This is a genomic window from Bacillus sp. FSL R10-2201 (genome assembly GCF_038008665.1).
In the GTDB taxonomy this organism is placed as follows: Bacteria; Bacillota; Bacilli; order Bacillales; family Bacillaceae_G; genus Bacillus_A; species Bacillus_A mycoides.
In genome coordinates this window covers 5,218,429-5,240,449 of record NZ_JBBOZP010000001.1, presented here as the reverse complement: position 1 = coordinate 5,240,449, position 22,021 = coordinate 5,218,429, and the positions used below count along the sequence as shown (strand labels likewise).

23 protein-coding genes and 4 tRNA genes are annotated in these 22,021 nt (G+C 36.2%); 26 read left to right on the top strand and 1 reads right to left on the bottom strand.

Annotated features, from left to right (window positions below):
- The first annotated feature begins 563 nt into the window (after nt 1-563).
- From rpmH to spo0J, 10 genes are all read left to right on the top strand, one after another.
- Nucleotides 564-698 carry a 50S ribosomal protein L34 gene (gene rpmH, locus NSQ69_RS27130; protein WP_000831901.1) on the top strand — a complete coding sequence of 45 codons (135 nt, stop codon included), beginning with the start codon at nt 564-566 and terminating at the stop codon, nt 696-698.
- Nucleotides 699-774: 76 nt separating this feature from the next.
- A complete protein-coding gene (gene rnpA / locus NSQ69_RS27125; protein ID WP_002089963.1) occupies nt 775-1,122 on the top strand; it encodes a ribonuclease P protein component in 348 nt (115 codons plus the stop codon).
- Between the two features lie 52 nt (nt 1,123-1,174).
- Nucleotides 1,175-1,942: a YidC family membrane integrase SpoIIIJ gene (gene spoIIIJ / locus NSQ69_RS27120; RefSeq protein ID WP_002130197.1), complete on the top strand. Its 768-nt coding sequence runs from the start codon at nt 1,175-1,177 to the stop codon at nt 1,940-1,942.
- Nucleotides 1,939-2,556, top strand: coding sequence for an RNA-binding cell elongation regulator Jag/EloR (gene jag / locus NSQ69_RS27115; RefSeq protein ID WP_002130196.1), 618 nt, complete (start codon nt 1,939-1,941; stop codon nt 2,554-2,556). The genes spoIIIJ and jag overlap by 4 nt, the downstream gene beginning before the upstream one ends.
- A gap of 227 nt (nt 2,557-2,783) precedes the next feature.
- On the top strand, nt 2,784-4,160 hold the full coding sequence (gene mnmE / locus NSQ69_RS27110; RefSeq protein WP_002130195.1) for a tRNA uridine-5-carboxymethylaminomethyl(34) synthesis GTPase MnmE: 1,377 nt from the start codon (nt 2,784-2,786) through the stop codon (nt 4,158-4,160).
- 58 nt (nt 4,161-4,218) lie between these two features.
- Nucleotides 4,219-6,108, top strand: a complete 1,890-nt coding sequence (mnmG, locus tag NSQ69_RS27105) for a tRNA uridine-5-carboxymethylaminomethyl(34) synthesis enzyme MnmG (protein ID WP_002130192.1) — start codon at nt 4,219-4,221, stop codon at nt 6,106-6,108.
- Nucleotides 6,109-6,130: 22 nt separating this feature from the next.
- Nucleotides 6,131-6,850 (top strand): 16S rRNA (guanine(527)-N(7))-methyltransferase RsmG, encoded by a 720-nt coding sequence (rsmG, locus tag NSQ69_RS27100; RefSeq protein ID WP_002016472.1) that lies wholly within the window; start codon nt 6,131-6,133, stop codon nt 6,848-6,850.
- Between the two features lie 105 nt (nt 6,851-6,955).
- Nucleotides 6,956-7,828 carry a nucleoid occlusion protein gene (noc, locus tag NSQ69_RS27095; protein WP_002016471.1) on the top strand — a complete coding sequence of 291 codons (873 nt, stop codon included), beginning with the start codon at nt 6,956-6,958 and terminating at the stop codon, nt 7,826-7,828.
- A 186-nt stretch (nt 7,829-8,014) separates the two neighbouring features.
- Nucleotides 8,015-8,776, top strand: coding sequence for a sporulation initiation inhibitor protein Soj (gene soj, locus NSQ69_RS27090; protein WP_002016469.1), 762 nt, complete (start codon nt 8,015-8,017; stop codon nt 8,774-8,776).
- Complete coding sequence (gene spo0J, locus NSQ69_RS27085) at nt 8,769-9,620, top strand: stage 0 sporulation protein Spo0J (protein ID WP_170935246.1); 852 nt, start codon at nt 8,769-8,771, stop codon at nt 9,618-9,620. The genes soj and spo0J overlap by 8 nt, the downstream gene beginning before the upstream one ends.
- Nucleotides 9,621-9,640: 20 nt before the next feature.
- Here spo0J and yyaC read toward each other — a convergent pair whose 3' ends face one another.
- Nucleotides 9,641-10,237, bottom strand: coding sequence for a spore protease YyaC (gene yyaC / locus NSQ69_RS27080; protein ID WP_001020734.1), 597 nt, complete (start codon nt 10,235-10,237; stop codon nt 9,641-9,643).
- A gap of 260 nt (nt 10,238-10,497) precedes the next feature.
- Here yyaC and NSQ69_RS27075 point away from each other — a divergent pair, with 260 nt between their 5' ends.
- The 16 genes from NSQ69_RS27075 to walR all read left to right on the top strand — a co-directional run bounded on the left by NSQ69_RS27075 (nt 10,498) and on the right by walR (nt 22,020).
- The gene (locus tag NSQ69_RS27075; protein WP_000362302.1) at nt 10,498-11,355 is read left to right on the top strand and encodes a mechanosensitive ion channel family protein; all 858 of its coding nucleotides are present in this window, start codon (nt 10,498-10,500) and stop codon (nt 11,353-11,355) included.
- Between the two features lie 20 nt (nt 11,356-11,375).
- Nucleotides 11,376-11,573 carry a DUF951 domain-containing protein gene (locus NSQ69_RS27070; RefSeq protein ID WP_000436054.1) on the top strand — a complete coding sequence of 66 codons (198 nt, stop codon included), beginning with the start codon at nt 11,376-11,378 and terminating at the stop codon, nt 11,571-11,573.
- A 115-nt stretch (nt 11,574-11,688) separates the two neighbouring features.
- A complete protein-coding gene (ychF, locus tag NSQ69_RS27065; protein WP_000524661.1) occupies nt 11,689-12,789 on the top strand; it encodes a redox-regulated ATPase YchF in 1,101 nt (366 codons plus the stop codon).
- 191 nt (nt 12,790-12,980) lie between these two features.
- Complete coding sequence (gene rpsF, locus NSQ69_RS27060; protein ID WP_001233782.1) at nt 12,981-13,271, top strand: 30S ribosomal protein S6; 291 nt, start codon at nt 12,981-12,983, stop codon at nt 13,269-13,271.
- Nucleotides 13,272-13,297: 26 nt separating this feature from the next.
- Nucleotides 13,298-13,819 (top strand): single-stranded DNA-binding protein, encoded by a 522-nt coding sequence (ssb, locus tag NSQ69_RS27055; RefSeq protein WP_000981963.1) that lies wholly within the window; start codon nt 13,298-13,300, stop codon nt 13,817-13,819.
- A gap of 44 nt (nt 13,820-13,863) precedes the next feature.
- Nucleotides 13,864-14,097: a 30S ribosomal protein S18 gene (gene rpsR / locus NSQ69_RS27050; protein WP_000918874.1), complete on the top strand. Its 234-nt coding sequence runs from the start codon at nt 13,864-13,866 to the stop codon at nt 14,095-14,097.
- Between the two features lie 81 nt (nt 14,098-14,178).
- Nucleotides 14,179-15,114: a YybS family protein gene (locus tag NSQ69_RS27045; protein WP_002130187.1), complete on the top strand. Its 936-nt coding sequence runs from the start codon at nt 14,179-14,181 to the stop codon at nt 15,112-15,114.
- 78 nt (nt 15,115-15,192) lie between these two features.
- Entirely contained in the window at nt 15,193-17,166 is a 1,974-nt protein-coding gene (locus tag NSQ69_RS27040; RefSeq protein WP_341099851.1) for a DHH family phosphoesterase, read from the top strand.
- Entirely contained in the window at nt 17,163-17,609 is a 447-nt protein-coding gene (rplI, locus tag NSQ69_RS27035) for a 50S ribosomal protein L9 (protein ID WP_002130186.1), read from the top strand. The genes NSQ69_RS27040 and rplI overlap by 4 nt, the downstream gene beginning before the upstream one ends.
- 27 nt (nt 17,610-17,636) lie before the next feature.
- Complete coding sequence (dnaB, locus tag NSQ69_RS27030; protein WP_002016457.1) at nt 17,637-18,998, top strand: replicative DNA helicase; 1,362 nt, start codon at nt 17,637-17,639, stop codon at nt 18,996-18,998.
- Between the two features lie 215 nt (nt 18,999-19,213).
- Nucleotides 19,214-20,503 (top strand): adenylosuccinate synthase, encoded by a 1,290-nt coding sequence (locus NSQ69_RS27025; RefSeq protein WP_003192712.1) that lies wholly within the window; start codon nt 19,214-19,216, stop codon nt 20,501-20,503.
- Nucleotides 20,504-20,657: 154 nt separating this feature from the next.
- Nucleotides 20,658-20,733: transfer RNA gene (locus NSQ69_RS27020), tRNA-Lys, on the top strand.
- Between the two features lie 13 nt (nt 20,734-20,746).
- Nucleotides 20,747-20,818 (top strand) — tRNA-Glu (locus NSQ69_RS27015).
- A gap of 22 nt (nt 20,819-20,840) precedes the next feature.
- Nucleotides 20,841-20,916 (top strand) — tRNA-Asp (locus NSQ69_RS27010).
- Between the two features lie 41 nt (nt 20,917-20,957).
- Nucleotides 20,958-21,030: transfer RNA gene (locus NSQ69_RS27005), tRNA-Phe, on the top strand.
- A gap of 282 nt (nt 21,031-21,312) precedes the next feature.
- Complete coding sequence (gene walR, locus NSQ69_RS27000; protein ID WP_000971867.1) at nt 21,313-22,020, top strand: cell wall metabolism DNA-binding response regulator WalR; 708 nt, start codon at nt 21,313-21,315, stop codon at nt 22,018-22,020.
- Nucleotide 22,021 lies beyond the last annotated feature (1 nt).

Here is a 22,021-nt window from a genome sequence, read left to right as displayed (position 1 = left end):
AGGTGTCCCTCCTTTACAAAGATGGTAAAAGAATAAGGTTGCGCAACAATTGTACAACCTGTAAATATTTCTAATGCATATTTATACGAAACGTATTTTAAAATATAAAAACGTCGTTAGTATCCGAGATAGAGTTTTCGACAAAATAACACATGTGGACAACTATTTACTCACATGTGATTTAAACTATCCACATGTTATACACAAATTGTGGATAAAATAAAGGTGTGGAAAACTTATTCAAAGTGAAAACACAACTATAATATCAAAAAAAAGCAGCTATAGCAATGAATTTAAGAAAGTTATCCACAAAATCAATACCTTGTGGAATAAACTTGTCCACAATACGATATACTGTGTAAAAGTAAAAAAAGAGTTTGTGGATACAAAAAAGAGAAAATATATTTATCCACAAGGAAATATAGGGACTGTGAAAAAGTGTGTGAATAGGTTAAAAATGAATATTTGATGAAAATTTCGAGAACCATTGACATTTTCCTATTTGATTTACTATAATTTATTAGACTGTCTTTAACAGATATTCCTCAGGGAGGTGTCATATAATGAAAAGAACTTACCAACCAAATAAACGTAAGCGCAGCAAAGTACATGGTTTCCGCAGCCGTATGAGCACAGCAAACGGACGTAAAGTGCTAGCAGCTCGTCGTCGTAAAGGAAGAAAAGTATTATCTGCGTAGACCACTGATCGTTCAGTGGTCTTTTTTTCTAATAATAATGAGTTTCCGCTGATGAAATACAGGAGTGTCAAATGATATGAAGAAAAAAAATCGTATAAAAAAGAATGATGAATTCCAGGCTGTTTTCCAAAAAGGACAATCGAATGCCAATCGCCAGTTTGTTGTATACAAATTAGATAAAGAAAAACAGCCGCATTTTCGCATTGGTCTTTCTGTTAGTAAGAAAATAGGAAATGCAGTAGTGCGTAATCGAATTAAGCGTATGATTCGCCAATCGATTATAGAATTAAAAGATGAGATAGATTCTGGAAAAGATTTTGTTATAATAGCAAGGAAGCCTTGTGCAGAGATGACATATGAAGAGTTAAAGAAAAGCTTAATTCATGTCTTTAAACGCTCTGGTATGAAAAGAATAAAAAAGTAGCGTAAGGAAATGAATTACACTATATACATACCGAAACAAGGAGGAGCAGGCTTTGAAAAAGAAAATAGGTTTATTAGCCATGGTTATTATGCTAATGGCAATTGCTACCGGCTGTAGTGAAACAAATCAACCGATTACACCGAAAAGCACTGGGATTTGGAATGAATATTTCGTATACCCGCTTTCTCAGTTAATCACGTATTTTGCAGAATTATTTGGTAGTAATTACGGTTTAGCAATCGTTGTTACAACTCTTATCATTCGTTTTGCATTATTACCATTAATGATTAAACAAACGAAGAGTACGAAAGCAATGCAGGCGTTACAACCAGAAATGGTGAAATTAAAAGAGAAATATAGTTCTAAAGATCAAGCAACACAGCAAAAACTACAACAAGAAATGATGCAGTTATATCAAAAGAATGGTGTAAACCCATTAGCAGGATGTTTACCAATATTTGTTCAGATGCCTATTTTATTCGCGTTTTATCATGCGATTATGAGAACAACAGCAATTAGTGAACATACATTTTTATGGTTCGATTTAGGACAGGCGGATCCTTTCTATATCCTTCCAGTTGTTGCAGCTATTACGACGTTTATTCAGCAAAAGCTTGCAATGGCAGGAACGGCTGGACAAAATCCGCAAATGGCAATGATGATTTGGCTTATGCCAATTATGATTTTAGTCTTTGCAATTAACTTCCCAGCAGCACTATCATTGTACTGGGTAGTTGGTAATATCTTTGGTATCGCTCAAATGTATATGATCAAAGGGCCTGAAATTAAGGCTAGTAAGGCAGGAGGATCAAGCAAGTGAGTATGATTACTGCTAAAGGACAAACAGTCGAGCTGGCAGTACAAGATGCTTTAAGACAATTAAATGCTTCGAAAGATCGAGTAGATATAAATATTATCGATGAGGGTAAGAGGGGGTTCCTAGGTTTATTTGGGAATCGCCCCGCTGTTGTAGAAGTTGTATTGAAAAAAGATCCAATCCAAGAATGTGAAGAATATTTAAAAAATGTTATTCAAAATATGGGTGTGGAAGTTGAGATTAGAAAAATTGTAAAAGGACGCGAAGTTGAATTTACAATTTCTGGTGAAAATATTGGTGTTTTAATTGGTAAAAGAGGGAATACGTTGAATTCTTTACAGTATTTAACAAAGCTTGTTGCGAACCGTAATACAAAGCAATATATTGGTATTACACTGGATGCTGAAAACTATCGTAGTAAAAGAAAAAATACGTTAGAAACTCTTTCCTATCGATTAGCAAAACAAGTAGTGAGTACGAAAAAAAGAGTTGTTCTAGAACCAATGCCTTCTTTCGAACGAAAAATTATTCACCAAGCATTATCTAATCATCAAAATATCATTACAACTTCTGAAGGGAAAGAACCACATCGGTATGTTGTAATATCTTCCAAGTGACCGGTTACTCAATTGAGTGCCGGTTTTTTTGAGGAGAAAATAAATGTGGATAACTAAAAAACACTAAACTTATCCACTGTGAATAAGTTTAGTGTTTTTTACATAAGGACATAATAAAATGAGTTATTATTCTTTTGTAGATAGGTTCGTTATGGTATCCTAATAATTTAGTGACGGAAAAAATTCATGTTGAAATAGAGATAAATAAGCAAGTGAGGTGAAAGGACATGGAATTTGATACAATTGCCGCAATTTCCACAGCACTTGGGGAAGGTGCAATTGCCATTGTTCGAGTAAGTGGGGATGATGCGATTGAGAAAGTCGATCGTATTTTTAAAGGGAAGGATTTAACACAGGTTTCTTCTCATACAATTCATTATGGTCATATTGTCGATTTAGATACAAATCAAGTTATTGAAGAAGTTATGGTGTCCATTATGCGTGCACCAAGGACTTTTACGCGTGAAAATATAGTAGAAATTAACTGTCATGGTGGACTTGTTTCGGTAAATAAAGTATTACAGCTTATTTTAGCGCAAGGAGTACGACTGGCAGAGCCTGGTGAATTTACAAAACGTGCTTTTTTAAATGGACGTATTGATTTATCACAAGCAGAAGCTGTTATGGACTTAATCCGTGCGAAAACAGATCGTGCTATGAATGTAGCGATTAACCAAATGGAAGGACGATTATCTAAATTAATCGGCCATCTGCGTCAAGAAATATTAGAAACATTAGCTCATATTGAGGTGAATATAGATTACCCAGAATATGATGATGTAGAAGAGATGACGCATAATATTTTAATTGAGAAAGCTACACATGTCCGTGCTGAAATTGCAAAGATATTAGAAACATCGAAGCAAGGAAAGATTTTACGTGAAGGCATTTCTACCGCGATTATCGGTAGACCTAACGTTGGGAAATCATCGCTATTAAATAGTCTTGTTCAGGAGAAAAAGGCAATTGTAACTGATATTGCAGGAACAACTCGTGATGTTATTGAAGAGTACGTTAATGTGCGTGGTGTACCACTTAAACTTATAGATACAGCCGGAATTCGTGAAACGGAAGATATTGTTGAACGAATTGGTGTAGAGCGTTCGAAGGAAATGATGAGCCAAGCAGACTTAGTGTTAATTGTAGTGAACTATAGCGAGGCTTTAACAAATGAAGATGAGGATCTATTCCGTGCTGTACAAGGAAAAGATTTCATTGTCATTGTAAATAAGACAGATTTACCGCAAGGAATTGATATGGAACGTGTTACAGATTTAGCGGTAGGCAATCGTGTTATTACAACATCTTTAATTGAGGAGCAAGGAATAGATGAGCTTGAAAAGGCAATAGCTGATTTATTCTTTGAAGGAACAATTGATTCTGCGGATATGACATACGTGTCTAATGCGAGACATATCGGATTATTAACACAAGCAGGAAGAACAATTAACGATGCAATTGAAGCGATAGAAAATGGTGTTCCGATTGATATGGTTCAAATTGATTTAACAAGAGCGTGGGAAATACTTGGTGAAATTACTGGTGATACTGTCCATGAAAGTTTAATTGACCAATTGTTCTCTCAATTTTGTTTAGGAAAATAAAGTAAAACTTTAATCAGAGATGATTTAGTAAGATAGAGGTTATTAGGAGGAATAAACAATGGGATACAATGCCGGTTCATATGATGTCATAGTAATCGGTGCAGGTCATGCAGGATGTGAAGCTGGTCTTGCGGCAGCACGAATGGGCTCAAAAACATTAATGTTAACAATTAACTTAGATATGGTAGCGTTCATGCCATGTAACCCTTCTGTTGGTGGACCAGCAAAAGGGATTGTTGTTCGTGAAATTGATGCATTAGGCGGAGAAATGGGACGCAATATTGATAAAACACATATTCAAATGCGTATGTTAAATACGGGTAAAGGACCAGCTGTACGCGCGCTTCGTGCACAAGCTGATAAATTCTCTTACCAGCATGAATTAAAGAAAACAATTGAAGAAACACCAAACTTAACGTTGTTTCAAGGTCTGGTAGAGCGTTTAATTATTGAAGATGGTGTATGTAAAGGGGTAATTACGCAAGCTGGTGCTGAATACACAGCGAAAACAGTTGTAATTACAACGGGAACATTTTTACGTGGTGAGATTATTATGGGAGATTTAAAATATTCAAGTGGTCCAAATAATCAGCAACCATCTATTACATTATCTGAACACTTAGAGGAACTTGGTTTTGATCTTGTTAGATTTAAAACAGGTACACCTCCGCGTGTAAACAGTAATACGATTGATTATAGTAAAACAGAAATTCAACCAGGTGATGATAAGCCACGTGCTTTCTCTTTTGAAACGACAAAATTTATTATGGATCAAATTCCATGTTGGTTAACGTATACAAGTACAGAAACACATCGTTTAATAGATGAAAACTTACATCGCTCAGCTATGTATTCTGGTATGATTAAAGGAACAGGGCCTAGATATTGCCCTTCAATTGAAGACAAGGTAGTAAGATTTAATGATAAACCACGTCATCAAATTTTCTTAGAGCCAGAAGGACGTAATACACAAGAAGTATATGTACAAGGCTTATCGACGAGCTTACCAGAAGATGTACAGCGTGCAATGCTTAGAACAATTCCTGGCCTAGAAAATGTTGAAATGATGCGTACGGGTTATGCAATTGAATATGATGCGATCGTACCAACTCAACTATGGCCAACACTTGAAACGAAAAAAATTAAAAATTTATATACAGCAGGACAAATTAACGGAACTTCTGGTTACGAAGAAGCAGCAGGACAAGGGCTTATGGCTGGGATTAATGCAGCGTGTCGTTCTTTAGGTAAAAAAGAAGTTATTTTAGGTCGTGCTGATGCTTATATTGGTGTCTTAATTGATGACCTTGTAACGAAAGGTACAAATGAACCATATCGTTTATTAACGTCTCGTGCAGAATATCGCCTATTATTACGCCATGATAATGCTGACCTTCGTTTAACTGAAGTTGGTCGTGAAATTGGCTTAATTAAAGAAGATCGCTATGAGCGATTTACAAATAAAAAGTTACAAATTGAACAGGAGAAGGAACGGTTAGAGAGTATTTTTATTAAACCGCGTCCTGAAGTTCAAGAATTAATTCGTAGTATTGGCGGAAGTGAATTGAAAGATGGAATACGTGCAAGTGACTTATTACGTCGTCCAGAGGTGACATATGAGCATATTCATCTTTTAGTACCAAGTGAAGTACCATTAAGTGATGAAATTACGGAACAAGTTGAAATTCAGACCAAGTACGAAGGATACATTGAAAAATCTTTACAGCAAGTAGAACGTATGAAGAAAATGGAAAACAAAAAAATTCCTGTGGATATTGATTATGATGCGATTTCTAGCCTTGCCTCAGAAGCGAGACAGAAATTGAAAGATGTTCGTCCGCTTTCAATGGGGCAAGCTTCACGTATTTCTGGCGTAAATCCAGCTGATGTTTCCATTTTGCTTATTTACATTGAACAAGGAAAAATTGCACGAGTATCGAACCAATAACATAGTAAGGAGATATTGCTAGATGAACATAGAACAATTTCAATCTATGCTAGAAGAGAAGGGTATTTCCCTCTCTTCTAGACAGTTAGAGCAGTTCGGAATCTATTTTGAAACATTAGTAGAGTGGAATGAAAAAATGAACTTAACGGCTATTACGGAGAAAGAAGAAGTATACTTAAAACACTTTTTTGATTCTGTTACAGCGGCTTTTTATTATGATTTTTCGAAACCATTTTCTATTTGTGATGTTGGAGCAGGAGCTGGATTCCCAAGTATCCCTTTAAAAATCTGTTTCCCACACTTAAAAGTAACAATTGTAGATTCATTACAAAAACGTATTAATTTCTTAAATCACTTAGCGCAAAAGTTAGAATTAAGTGATGTTGCATTTTGTCATGATCGTGCTGAAACATTTGGAAAAAAAGAAGGTGTACGTGAAGCATACGATATTGTAATGGCACGTGCAGTTGCACGTCTTTCTGTATTAAGTGAGCTATGTTTACCACTTGTAAAAGTAGGGGGAACATTCATTGCAATGAAAGGTGCAGCGGCGAACGAAGAAATCGAAAATGGCAAATATGCTTTAGAGGTACTTGGCGGAGAATTGAAAGAAATGTCTACGTTCCAATTACCGTTTGAAGAAAGCGAGCGTAATATTTTATTAATCGAGAAAAAGCGCAAGACACCAAAGAAATATCCACGCAAACCGGGAACGCCCAATAAATTACCTATTGAAAAATAAATCTTATTAGACGTAAGATTAAATTATATAAATGAAAACGTAAATGTTTCATAGGAAACATTTTATGTAGAACAGTCAATAGGCCTAAAAGGTGGTGGAATATGTATGAAAAATACGTTTTCTCGTTTATTTGGCTTTGGAGATAAAGAGAGCGAATTCGAATTACAAGACGAAAGCCATGAAGAAATAGCTAAAAAGGTATATGAAGAAATACAGGAAATTCCGATAGTAAACATTACCCCTAACCGTTATCAACCACGAACAGTTTTTGACGATGCACGTATTGAGGAGCTAGCATTAACGATTCGTACACATGGGCTTATCCAGCCGATTGTTGTGAGACAGTATGAGGATGATAAGTACGAGATTATTGCCGGGGAAAGGCGTTTCCGCGCAGCAACAAAGTTAGGGTGGGAAAAAGTTCCTGCAATAATAAAGAATTTAAATGATACTGAGACAGCTTCTGTAGCGTTAATTGAAAATTTGCAACGTGAGGAATTAACAGCAATTGAGGAAGCTGTGGCATATCAAAAGCTGATTGAGTTACATAATTTAACACAAGAAGCATTGGCACAACGACTTGGAAAAGGACAATCGACAGTCGCAAATAAATTGCGATTATTAAAATTGCCTGAAGAAATCAAAAGTGCATTATTAGAAAAAAGTATTACAGAACGGCATGCTCGCGCCCTTATTCCTTTGAAGAATGAGGAATTACAACTGAAGGTTTTACAAGAGATTGTGGAGAAGCAATTGAATGTAAAGCAAACAGAAGAACGAATTGCAAAGTTATTAGAAGAAGTAAAACCAAAGCGCAAAGCGAAGCAAAAAGCAGTAAGTCGAGATGCGAGAATTGCTATGAACACGATTAGACAATCATTACAAATGGTTGCTAATAGTGGTTTGAATGTTAATTCTGCGGAAGAAGAGTTTGATGAATACTATCAAATTACGATTAAAATTCCGAAGAAAAAATAATTACGTGCTAGAGACCTTATCCTATTGGAGAGGTCTCTTTTACTATATTTTCTTGTTAAAGCAAGAAGGAGTTTAGAAATAAATTTTGAAGTTTAATAAGGACGTAAAAGAAAAACTTTTATTTCATGTTACAATAAACGTAATTGTTTCTAGAATAAGAAAGAAAGGTTGAAAGTAGGTGACATCATGGGAAAAATCATTGCTATTGCTAATCAAAAAGGCGGTGTTGGAAAAACAACAACATCCGTTAATTTAGGGGCTGGATTGGCACAAGTAGGAAAAAAAGTCCTTCTCGTAGATATTGATGCTCAAGGAAATGCAACGACTGGTGTAGGGATTGAAAAGTCTGAATTAGATCAATGTATTTATAATGTTCTTGTAGAAGATGCAGATGTTCAAGGTGCCATACGGAAAACCGCAACTGAAAACTTAGATGTTCTACCCGCTACAATTCAATTGGCTGGTGCTGAAATTGAATTGGTACCAACCATTTCCCGGGAAGTACGCTTGCAAAGAGCGTTACAGCCAATTCGTGATGAATATGAGTATATTATTATTGACTGTCCCCCATCCTTAGGGTTATTAACGATTAATGCATTAACCGCAGCAGATTCTGTTATTATTCCTGTACAGTGTGAATATTACGCGCTGGAAGGGTTAAGTCAGCTATTAAATACAGTTCGACTTGTGCAAAAGCATTTAAATAAAAATTTAGCAATTCAAGGTGTATTGTTAACGATGTTGGATGCTCGTACAAATTTAGGAATTCAAGTTATAGATGAAGTGAAAAAATACTTTAGAGATAAAGTATATCGTTCGATTATTCCTCGTAATGTTCGCTTAAGTGAGGCACCAAGTCATGGAAAACCAATTATGCAGTATGACGCTAAATCAAGAGGAGCAGAAGTATATTTAGATTTAGCAGAGGAAGTGATTGCAGGTGGCTAAGGGATTAGGAAGAGGAATCAACGTGTTTTTTCCAGATTTAGATGTGAAAGAAGAAGAAACAATTCAGGAGATTATAGTAACTGAATTAAGGCCGAATCCATATCAACCACGTAAATATTTCAATAAAGAAGCGATTCAGGAATTAGCGGCTTCTATTAAAGAGCACGGTATATTGCAACCTTTAATTGCTCGAAAGAGTATTAAAGGATATGAAATAGTTGCAGGTGAAAGAAGATATCGTGCTGCTAAAGAGGCCGGACTTGAGAAAGTGCCTGCTGTCGTAAGGCAATTAAATGAGCAGCAAATGATGGAATTTGCTTTGCTTGAAAACTTACAACGAGAAGATTTAAATCCTATGGAAGAGGCAATGGCATATCAGATGTTAATGAACGAGCTAAATGTAACACAAGAACAATTAGCAAAACGTCTTGGTAAAAGCAGGCCTTATATCGCAAATTATACTCGTTTGTTAAGCCTCCCTTCATTCGTTCAAGATATGATTGCAAACGGTCAACTTTCAATGGCTCATGGAAGAACTTTACTTACAATAAAAGATGAAGAACAGTTGAAATCTTTATTGAAGCGAATTGAAAAAGAAGGACTGAATGTTCGCCAATTGGAACAAATTGTCCAGGAAATTAATCAACGTGTTTCACGTGAAACACAACAAGTGAAAAAAGAAAGAAATATATTTTTTGTAGAGCGTGAAACGTTTTTAAGAGAAAAGTTTGGTACGGATGTAAAAATTAAAGAAACGAAAAAAGAAAAAGGTAAAATCGAAATCGAATTTTTTAATAAAGAAGATTTAAATCGAATTTTAGAATTATTATCAAAGGGAAATTAAAAAGCAAACCATCTTATTGTTTATAGATGGTTTGCTTTTTTTAATGCAGATAATTTTTGATCGGTTTCTTTTATACTTTGTGCAATTACATCGGCCATCTTCATAACTAAACTTAGTCTTGTATTTTGAAGTACGAAAAACTCCATGAAACCATTTAAATTTACGATGCCATGAATATGCAAATCACCAACTGCAGGTAATTTCTTATTCATCGCAGCTCCAGGTTTACTAGGTCCCTTTCCAGTAGTGATTGAACCGATACTTTGAGATTTTCCTAAGCATGCATCAACAGCAATTATAAAAGAAGTAGGATTTTCTTTCTGTATATTCTGAATTTTCTCTTCTAAATTTAACGCATGTATTGGTTCATCTAGTGTGCCGAATACTTGGAAGTTTTTAATTTCTACTTGTTCTAGTTTAGTGCCAACTAATGGGCCGAGTGCATCACCGGTGGAACGATCTGTTCCGATGCAAACGAGAATGAGTGGTATGTTAGTTTTAATGGGAATATGGGAAAGTAAAAAGTTACTGATTGTCTCGGAGGCTTCTAAGTCTTGGTGCATAACATTTTGAGTTTCTTTTTCGAAAAAAGGTAAGCGAAAACTTCCAATATTCATGAAGCACCCATCCTTTTAATAAATTTTCAAAATATGTTATACGTTGAGTAAAATGGAAAACTATAAGTGCGTACTTTTTGCAAAATGTGAGTGAAAACGGAAATAATAGTACTAGTATATATATATTCGCTCCATTTTATACCTGGATAGAAGTTAACAAATGGAATTAAAGTCATAAAATTTTTTCAGAAATCAGAGAGACTTCTGATACAATGAGAAGGATAACTAAAAAGAAATTTTAGCTGGAGAGGTAGAGGTACATGGATTTAGCGTTGAAATGGTTTGAGTCCATTGATTGGACGAATATAGGTGTAAAAACACTAAAAATAGTCGTTATTTTAATACTTGGTGCAATCATTGTGCGAGTTGCAAGGGCAGTTGTACGAAATGCGTTTCGCATGGGAAGTCGTTCGCCAATTCAAATTTCAGAACGTCGTACAGTTACAGTAGCGAAGTTACTTGAAAATATTGTGGCATACGTTGTTATATTTATTATGTTGATTGCGATTTTAGGCGTGTTCAATATTAATGCATCAGGTCTATTAGCTGGTGCCGGGGTTATTGGTTTAGCAGTCGGATTTGGTGCACAAAGTTTAGTGAAAGATGTCATTACAGGACTATTTATTTTGCTAGAAGATCAGTTTTCAGTTGGTGACTATGTAAGAATTGGTCAGTTTGAGGGAGTTGTTTTAGAAATTGGACTTCGTACAACGAAACTAAAGAGCTGGACAGGGGAAATTCATACTTTACCAAACGGAAGTATTATTCAAGTTACTAATTTTTCGGTTAGTAATAGTGTAGCATTCGTTGATGTATCTATTTCGTATGAGGCCGATATAGCAAAAGCAGAGCAAGTAATTGAAGAGTTATTAGTAGAATTACCTGCAAAGTACGAGAAGATGGTAACAACGCCTCAATTGTTAGGTGTACAAACATTAGCTGCATCAGAAGTTATATTACGTGTTATTGCTGAAGTGGAGCCGATGCAACATGCAGTTATTGCAAGAGCTCTTCGTAAAGAGATTAAAACTCGTCTGGATTTACATGGAATTGAAATTCCATATCCACGTATGGTTTTATATAATCGTGAAGAATTGGTTAGTGGAAAAGCAATTTAGTATGGAGAGGGGTTTGGAGAGTGGAGCAAAAGCAATATAACTTGTACGATGTTGTGGAAATGAAGAAAGCCCATCCATGTGGTGAAAATCGCTGGAAGATTATTCGTATGGGAATGGATATCCGCGTTAAGTGCGAGGGGTGTGACCATTCGGTAATGATTCCTCGAAGAGAGTTTGATCGTAAGGTAAAAAAAATACTTGTGAAGCATGAAGAATAGTGAAAAAGCAACAGCTGCAGTAGACAGCCGTTGCTTTTTTTCATTTGGTGGAAACTTGTCATTTTTTTCGTTACTATCTATAATGATGAAAGATTGAGACATAGGAGTGAAAAATATGGGATTAACGGCTGGGATTGTTGGATTACCTAACGTAGGGAAGTCCACTTTATTTAATGCAATTACACAAGCAGGAGCAGAATCTGCGAACTATCCATTCTGTACAATCGATCCAAACGTAGGGATTGTAGAAGTACCAGATGAGCGCTTAAATAAATTAACGGAATTAGTAGAACCGAAAAAAACTGTTCCGACTGTATTCGAATTTACTGATATCGCAGGTATCGTAAAAGGTGCGAGTAAAGGTGAAGGATTAGGAAATAAATTCTTATCTCACATTCGCCAAGTAGATGCAATTTGCCAAGTTGTTCGTTGTTTTGAAGATGAAAATATTACACACGTTTCAGGGAAAGTAGATCCAATTGATGATATTGAAACAATCAACTTAGAACTAATCTTAGCGGATTTAGAATCAGTTGATAAACGTATCGAGCGTGTTGCGAAATTAGCAAGACAAAAAGATAAAGAAGCAGTATATGAGCATGAAATTTTAGTGCGTTTAAAAGAAGCTTTCGAAGAGGGAAAACCAGCTCGTACTGTTGAATTTACAGAAGAGCAAATGAAGATTGTTAAAGGCCTTCATTTACTTACAACGAAAGAAATGCTATACGTAGCAAACGTAAGTGAAGATGATATTATGGATCCTTCTGAAAATAAATATGTACAAATGGTAAAAGAATTTGCTGCAAATGAAAATTCTCAAGTTATCGTTGTATGTGCAAAAATCGAAGAAGAAATCGCTGAGTTAGACGAAGAAGAGAAAAAAGTATTCCTGGAAGAATTAGGTATTGAAGAATCTGGTTTAGATCAGTTAATTCGTGCTGCATATGACTTATTAGGACTTGCTACTTACTTCACAGCTGGTGTGCAAGAAGTGCGTGCATGGACGTTTAAACAAGGTATGAAAGCACCACAATGTGCTGGCGTAATTCATACAGACTTTGAGCGTGGATTTATTCGCGCAGAAACAGTTTCTTATGATGATTTAATGACAAACGGTTCTATGACAGCTGCAAAAGAAGCTGGAAAAGTACGTTTAGAAGGAAAAGAGTATATCGTAAAAGACGGAGATGTTATGCACTTCCGCTTTAACGTTTAATTTAATATTTCCTAGGAAAAATAAAGATATGAACTTGGCAAATATATTATGTGTTTGCCAAGTTTTTTACGTATTGGTGAGTTGATTCATATAACTTACTATGATATAATCTAAACTCGTGAGTAATTACTATAAATTAATTGCTCCTTGCCCATTATGGGCCGTTTAGACCAAAAGGAGGTGAAAGTGTAATGAGAAAGTACGAAATTATGTACATCATTCGTCCTGGCGTTGAAGAAGAAGCTCAAAAAGCTTTAGTTGAACGTTTCGCAGGTGTTTTAACAAACAATGGTGCAGAAATCATTAACACAAAAGAGTGGGGTAAGCGTCGTTTAGCTTACGAAATCAACGACTTACGTGAAGGTTTCTACATGATCTTAAACGTGAACTCTAACTCAGAGGCGATTAACGAATTCGACCGTTTAGCTAAGATCAACGAAGATATCCTTCGTCATATCGTTGTTAAAGAAGAAGAAAAATAATTGATATATAAGGGAGAGTGGTTCGATTGATGAATCGTGTTATCCTCGTTGGTCGTTTAACTAAGGACCCTGACTTACGTTACACGCCCAATGGTGTTGCAGTAGCTACTTTTACGTTAGCTGTGAATCGCGCATTTGCGAATCAACAAGGTGAGCGTGAAGCTGACTTTATTAATTGTGTAATATGGCGTAAACAAGCAGAAAACGTGGCAAATTATTTGAAAAAAGGTAGCTTAGCAGGCGTAGACGGACGTCTTCAAACTCGTAATTACGATGGACAAGATGGTAAACGTGTATATGTAACAGAAGTTCTTGCGGAGAGCGTACAATTTTTAGAGCCGCGTAATGGCGGTGGGGAGCAACGTGGTTCATTCAATCAGCAACCATCAGGAGCTGGTTTCGGTAACCAAAGCTCTAACCCATTTGGTCAATCTAGTAATTCAGGTAACCAAGGTAATCAAGGTAACTCTGGATTTACGAAGAATGACGATCCATTTTCGAATGTTGGTCAACCGATTGACATTTCGGACGACGATTTACCATTTTAATGGTGTGAATCGGCTATTTTTAACAAAGAATGGAGGGAATAGACATGGCAGGACGCAAAGGTGGACGTGCGAAGCGTCGTAAGGTGTGTTTCTTCACATCTAACGGCATCACTCGCATTGACTATAAAGATGTTGATTTATTAAAACGTTTCGTTTCTGAGCGCGGTAAAATTTTACCTCGTCGTGTAACAGGAACAAGCGCGAAATACCAACGCAAACTTACAGTTGCAATTAAACGTGCTCGTCAAATGGCACTTTTACCATATGTTGGTGAATAATAGCGTATGAAATGCACAGTAGAGTCGGACTCTACTGTGCATTTTGCTATGCTTTTCTTTTTTTGAAAGAGAGGTTAGATGATGAAGAATACGAAATTTATTACTGAGGGTGCAGCACTGTTAGCGATATATGCAATGTTATTGCTTATATCTATGTATGTTCCAATTTTAGGTACAGTTGTAACGTTTGCGTTGCCATTGCCATTTATATTGCTAACGATAAGATATAGATTATCTAACGCCTTTATAGTTTTTACTGCGGCGCTTTTTATTACTGTTATTGTCAGTCAGCCGATGAACCTAGTAAAGACAACTATGTTTGGATTGATAGGTATCGTTTTAGGATATATGTATAAAAAACGAAAAAAGCCGGTAGAAACTTTAATGGCGGGGACGCTTGCGTACTTAATTGGTATTATGCTCATTTATGTTGCGAGTATAAAGTTTTTTAACATAGATTTAATGAAGCAAATGCAAAATATGTTTAATGAAAGTATGGCGCAAAGTGAAAAGATAGTTACTGCTGCGGGTATGCCTATTAGTAAAGAGCAAAAAGAATTATTTGCACAATTTAATGATGTGTTACAAACGTTATTCCCAAGTTTGCTTGTGATGGTTTCTGTATGTTTTTCTTGGATTACAGTTATGATATCAGGTAGTGTTTTGAGAAAACTAAAGCATGACGTTATACCTTGGCCTAAATTTAAAGATATACAATTACCAAAGAGTATTGTTTGGTATTACGTTATATTTATTTTGCTATCAACTTTTATAAAAGTAGAACCGACATCATATTTACATATGGTATTTTCTAATTTATATGTCATATTTGCTTTACTACTAGTACTGCAAGGTCTGACATTTATCGCTTTTATAGCGCATAGCAAAGGTTTTACGAAAGGTGTTCCTATTATTAGTTTTATTGTCTGCATGTTTATTCCGATGATGTTTCCTCTTGTAACAATCTTAGGTATAATTGATTTAGGGATTTCATTGCGTTCTAAAATAGGGGAATAAAATAATATTCCTTACACTATTTTAATTTGTTTAACTAACTGGAAAGTGAGTTAGTTTTACTTTATAGGAGTTGTATACATGCCTGAATTTTATAAGAAACAGTGGTTTTTATATCCTGTTTACGTATTGGCATTTTTTGTATTCGTGCTAATTTCACTCCTCTGTTACTTTCATTTAATTATGGGGATATCAGCCTTTTTTATCTTTTGTATTGTACTTTTTTTCGTTATACGATTCGAACTTACTTTTCAAAGGAATTTTGAAAAACATACGACAGATATGATTACAAGGGTAAAGAAAGTGAGTAATGAAGCATTTAACCAAATGCCAATTGGTATTTTGTTATACAATAAGGATTATGGAATTGATTGGGCGAATCCTTATTTATCATCATGTTTGGGGCAGCATGCATTAGCTGGTTGGCACCTTTACGATGTATCAGAAACATTACTCCTTTTTATTAAGGGGGAAACTTCTGACGATATAGTTTCTTTAAATAATCGAAAGTTTCGTGTTTTTGTAAGGAAAGAAGAAAAGCTAATTTATTTCTTTGATGTAACGGAACAAACAGAAATTGAAAAGATGTATGAAGATCAACGCACTGTTTTAGCTGTTATTTATTTAGATAACTATGATGAAGTTACACAAGGATTAGATGACCAATTACGTACGAATATAACAAGTCTTGTGACGTCACGTCTAAATGAATGGGCCGTTAAGTATGGTGCATATTTGAAACGTGCATCTTCAGAAAGATTCTTCGTTGTACTAAATGAAAGTATTTTAGCGCAAATGGAGAAAGGGAAATTTAGTATTTTGGATCAAGTGCGTGAAGAAACATCAAAAAGGAATATACCACTTACATTAAGTGTTGGTGTTGGCTCAGGTGATTTACCTTTATCAGAGCTTGGAGCGATGGCTCAATCTGGTTTAGACCTTGCATTAGGACGAGGAGGAGACCAAGTAGCTATTAAACAAGCAACGGGTAAAGTTAAGTTTTACGGTGGTAAGACGAATCCGGTTGAAAAGCGTACTCGTGTACGTGCTAGGGTTATTTCGCATGCATTAAAGGATTTAGTATTAGAAAGCAGTAATGTCATTATAATGGGGCATAGAGCTCCTGATATGGATGCGATTGGTGCAGCGATTGGTATTTTAAAGGTAGCTCAATTAAATGAGCGCAAAGGATATATTGTATTAGATGAAAATGATTCTGATAAAGGAATCAAACGTTTGATGGATAAAGTGAAACAAAATGAAGAGTTATGGTCACATTTTATTACACCAGGGCAAGCGATGGAATTTGCAAATGATGATTCATTACTTGTTGTTGTTGACACACATAAACCTTCAATGGTGATGGAGGAAAAACTGTTACACAAGATTGAAAATGTAGTAGTTATTGACCATCATCGCCGCGGGGAAGATTTCATTGAAGATCCATTACTTGTTTATATGGAGCCATATGCTTCTTCAACGGCAGAGCTTGTTACAGAATTACTTGAGTATCAACCGAAAAATTTAAAGATGACAATGTTAGAAGCAACGGCATTGTTAGCTGGTATTATTGTTGATACGAAAAGTTTTACATTCCGTACAGGCGCTCGTACATTTGATGCCGCTTCTTATTTACGCTCGCATGGCGCAGACACTGTACTTGTACAAGAACTTTTAAAAGAAGATATGGGTCAGTATTTACGAGTTGCAAAAGCCATTAAAAATGCGTACATTTATAAAAATGGAATTGCGATTGCTAAAGTTCATGGTGATGAATATTATGACCAAGTACTTATTGCACAATCAGCAGACACATTATTGACAATGACAGGTATCATTGCATCGTTTGTTATTGCAAAACGCGGAGAAAATTTCATTGGAATTAGTGGTAGATCTTTAGGTGAATTGAATGTACAGCTAATTATGGAGAATTTAGGAGGTGGCGGGCACTTAACAAATGCAGCCACACAAATGAAAAATGTTACAGTAGATGAAGCGGAGGAGAAGCTTCGATTTGTTATTGATGACTATTTACAGGGAGGCACACAATCATGAAAGTAATTTTTCTAAAAGACGTAAAAGGTAAAGGTAAAAAAGGAGAAATAAAAAACGTACCAGACGGTTATGCAAATAATTTCTTACTAAAACAGGGGTTAGCTGCCGAAGCGACAAACAGCAGTATGAAAACTTTAGATGCTCAAAAGCGCAAAGAGGAAAAAGATGCAGCAGCAGAAGTTGAGAATGCAAAAGAGCTGAAAGAAACATTAGAGAAATTAACTGTAGAAGTAAAGGCGAAATCTGGAGAAGGTGGCCGCTTATTTGGTTCTATCACGAGTAAACAAATTGTAGATGTAATGCAAAAGTCACACAAGATTAAACTTGATAAACGTAAATTTGAAATGGATGATGCAATCCGTGCATTAGGTTATACAAACGTCAATGTGAAATTGCATCCGCAAGTAACAGCAACAGTAAAAGTTCATGTTAGTGAACAATAAAAATAAATTAAGCAAGGAGGATTGCGCATGAGTGATGTAATGGCTGATCGTACCCCTCCGCATAATATAGAAGCTGAGCAGGCAGTCTTAGGTGCCATATTAATTGATCAGGATGCGTTAACGTCAGCATCGGAACTATTGGTACCTGACTCATTTTATCGAACGAAACATCAAAAGATTTTTGAAGTCATGCTTGGGTTGTCTGATAAGGGAGAACCAATCGACTTAGTAATAATGACATCAGCGATGGCTGATCAAGGATTACTAGAAGAAGTTGGTGGGGTTTCTTATCTAGCAGAGTTAGCAGAAGTTGTTCCAACAGCTGCTAATGTAGAATATTATGCACGCATCATCGCTGAAAAGGCACTTTTACGTCGTTTAATTCGAACGGCGACTCATATTGTATCGGATGGATACGAGCGAGAAGATGATGTGGATGGCCTTTTAAACGAGGCTGAGAAAAAAATATTAGAAGTATCTCACCAAACAAATGCAAAAGCATTCCAAAACATTAAAGATGTTCTTGTAGATGCTTATGATAAAATTGAACTTTTGCATAATCAAAAGGGTGAAGTTACCGGGATACCAACTGGATTTACTGAATTAGATAAGATGACCGCAGGTTTTCAGCGAAATGATTTAATCATCGTGGCGGCGCGTCCATCGGTAGGAAAAACTGCATTTTCACTAAATATCGCACAAAACGTAGCGACGAAAACTGATGAAAATGTAGCGATTTTTAGTTTAGAGATGGGCTCTGATCAGCTTGTTATGCGTATGCTTTGTGCAGAAGGAAATATTGATGCACAAAGACTTCGTACCGGTTCATTAACTTCTGATGATTGGGCGAAATTAACAATGGCGATGGGTAGCCTTTCTAATGCTGGTATATATATTGATGATACACCAGGGATTAAAGTAAATGAGATTCGAGCAAAATGTCGTAGATTAAAGCAAGAGCAAGGTCTTGGGATGGTTTTGATTGACTATTTACAGCTTATTCAAGGAAGTGGGAAATCAGGAGAAAACCGTCAGCAGGAAGTATCTGAGATTTCTCGTACATTAAAAGGGATTGCACGTGAATTACAAGTACCTGTCATCGCCTTGTCGCAGTTATCTCGTGGTGTAGAATCCCGTCAAGATAAACGTCCGATGATGTCTGACATTCGTGAATCAGGAAGTATCGAGCAGGATGCTGACATTGTAGCCTTCCTATATCGTGAAGATTACTATGACCGTGAAACAGAAAATAAAAATACAATTGAAATTATCATTGCAAAACAACGTAATGGTCCGGTAGGTTCAGTAGAGCTTGCGTTTGTTAAGGAATTTAATAAATTCGTCAACTTAGAACGCCGCTTTGAGGATGGACATGCACCGCATGCATAAAGGCAGTATAAAAAAGAAACACATTTCTTATAATAAGATGTGTTTCTTTTTTTTTATATAAAAGATAGGGCTTTCATAAGGTGAATATGTAATTCTTACGAACGAAAACGTTTTTCGGTAAAAAAATGTTCGCTTTTTGGTTGACTTCTCTTTCTGTTTTGGTACAATTATATTGTTTGAATAGATCGTTTGAAAATTGCGGAGGTGCTTTAATAATGTCTTCAGTAGTAGTTGTAGGAACACAATGGGGCGACGAAGGAAAAGGTAAAATCACTGATTTTCTTTCTGAGCATGCGGAAGTAGTTGCAAGATATCAAGGTGGAAATAACGCGGGACATACAATTGTTTTCGGCGGAGTTAAATATAAATTACACTTAATTCCATCTGGTATTTTCTATAAAGAGAAAATTTGTGTAATCGGAAATGGCTTAGTAGTAGATCCGAAAGCATTACTTGAAGAGTTGAAATACTTACACGATCGTGGTGTAAGTACTGATAATTTACGTGTAAGTAACCGTGCGCACGTTATTTTACCTTATCACTTAAAACAAGATGAATTAGAAGAAGCGAGTAAAGGTGATAACAAGATTGGTACAACGAAAAAAGGTATCGGTCCTGCATATATGGATAAAGCTGCTCGTATTGGTATCCGTATGGCTGATCTTTTAGACCGTGAAGCATTTAAAGAGAAGCTTGAGCGTAATTTAGTGGAGAAAAATCGTTTGTTTGAAAAAATGTACGATACAGAAGGTTTCAGCGTAGAAGAAATCTTTGAAGAGTACTTCGAATACGGACAACAAATCGCACATTACGTATGCGATACATCTGTCGTATTAAATGATGCACTAGATAACAATAATCGTGTATTATTTGAAGGTGCACAAGGTGTTATGCTTGATATCGACCACGGTACGTACCCGTTCGTTACATCTTCTAACCCAATTGCTGGTGGTGTAACAGTTGGAACTGGAGTCGGTCCTGCGAAAGTTACTCGCGTTGTAGGTGTATGTAAAGCATATACAAGCCGTGTTGGTGATGGTCCATTCCCTACTGAACTTAATGATGAAATCGGTCACCAAATTCGTGAAGTTGGTCGTGAATACGGAACAACAACGGGTCGTCCACGCCGTGTAGGTTGGTTCGATAGCGTTGTTGTAAGACATGCACGTCGTGTTAGTGGTTTAACAGATTTATCATTAAACTCTATCGATGTATTAACAGGTATTCCAACTGTTAAAATTTGTGTTGCTTACAAATACAATGGCGAAGTTATCGATGAAGTTCCAGCTAACTTAAACATTTTAGCGAAATGTGAGCCTGTATATGAAGAGCTTCCAGGTTGGACAGAAGATGTTACTGCTGTGAAATCATTGGATGAGCTTCCTGAAAATGCAAGAAAATACGTAGAGCGTGTTTCTGAATTAACAGGAATCCAATTATCTATGTTCTCGGTTGGACCAGATCGTAATCAAACAAATATCGTTCGTAACGTATACGAAGCTTAATTGATATAAAAAATTGATTTTTTTAAGAAAAAACTCATATTTTTATGAGTTTTTTCTTATTTTTTATAAAAAAATAAAAAAAGGTATTGCAAAAATGAAAGATAGCATGTTATGATATGTCTTGTCGTCACGAAAATATGACGTTGGTGAGTATGAGCCATTAGCTCAGTTGGTAGAGCATCTGACTTTTAATCAGAGGGTCGAAGGTTCGAATCCTTCATGGCTCACCATTTTATTTTTCGTGGCCCGTTGGTCAAGTGGTTAAGACACCGCCCTTTCACGGCGGTAACACGGGTTCGAATCCCGTACGGGTCATGTTTTTTTTATGTTCATTTTTGGTCCCGTGGTGTAGTGGTTAACATGCCTGCCTGTCACGCAGGAGATCGCCGGTTCGACCCCGGTCGGGACCGCCACTTTTGTTTATACCACCATTAGTGGTTTTATATATAGTTTTGGCTCGGTAGCTCAGTCGGTAGAGCAGAGGACTGAAAATCCTCGTGTCGGCGGTTCGATTCCGTCCCGAGCCACTCTCAGGATATTAAGTGGGCCCACTTAATATCCTTTTTATTTTGTCCAGTTTTACAAATGTGGGTAGTTATTTTACAATAGAATGAGGAGCCTCTAGCAGTTGAAGCTAGAGGTTTTTCTATAGATCGTATAGGATTCTGTGTAAAAGTGGATGATACATGAGTCTATGAGAATAGAGGAGAAATACTTAGACTAAGATTGTTGTCATATAGGAACATACTATAGAAACACCAATATGTTTGAGGATTATTGATCATATTTTTATAAGGAGGAAATAGACGATGATGGGAAAGAAAATTTTAGTAGTTGATGATGAAAAGCCAATTGCGGATATTTTGAAGTTCAACCTAGAAAAAGAAGGTTTTGAAATTGTAATGGCGCATGATGGTGATGAGGCGATTGAAAAAGCAAATGAAGAACAGCCAGATATGGTTTTATTAGATATTATGTTACCGGGAAAAGACGGTTTAGAGGTATGTCGTGAAATACGTAAAAGCTCAGAAATGCCAATTATTATGCTTACAGCAAAAGACTCTGAAATTGATAAAGTATTAGGGCTTGAGCTTGGGGCAGATGATTATGTAACGAAGCCATTTAGTACGAGGGAGCTACTTGCTCGTGTGAAAGCGAATTTACGTCGCCATCAGCAGGGTGGTGCTGCAGAGAAAGAAGAAAATACCGAAATGGTTATTGGACCAATCGTTATCAATTCGAACGCTTATAGTGTAACAAAGCGTGAAGAAAGCATTGAGCTTACACATCGTGAATTTGAATTACTACATTATTTAGCGAAGCATTTAGGTCAAGTTATGACTCGTGAACATTTATTACAAACAGTTTGGGGTTATGATTATTTTGGAGATGTACGTACAGTAGACGTAACAGTACGTCGTTTACGCGAAAAAATTGAAGATAATCCAAGTCATCCTACTTTAATTGTAACTAGACGTGGAGTAGGGTATTACTTGCGTGACCCAGAACAGGAATAGT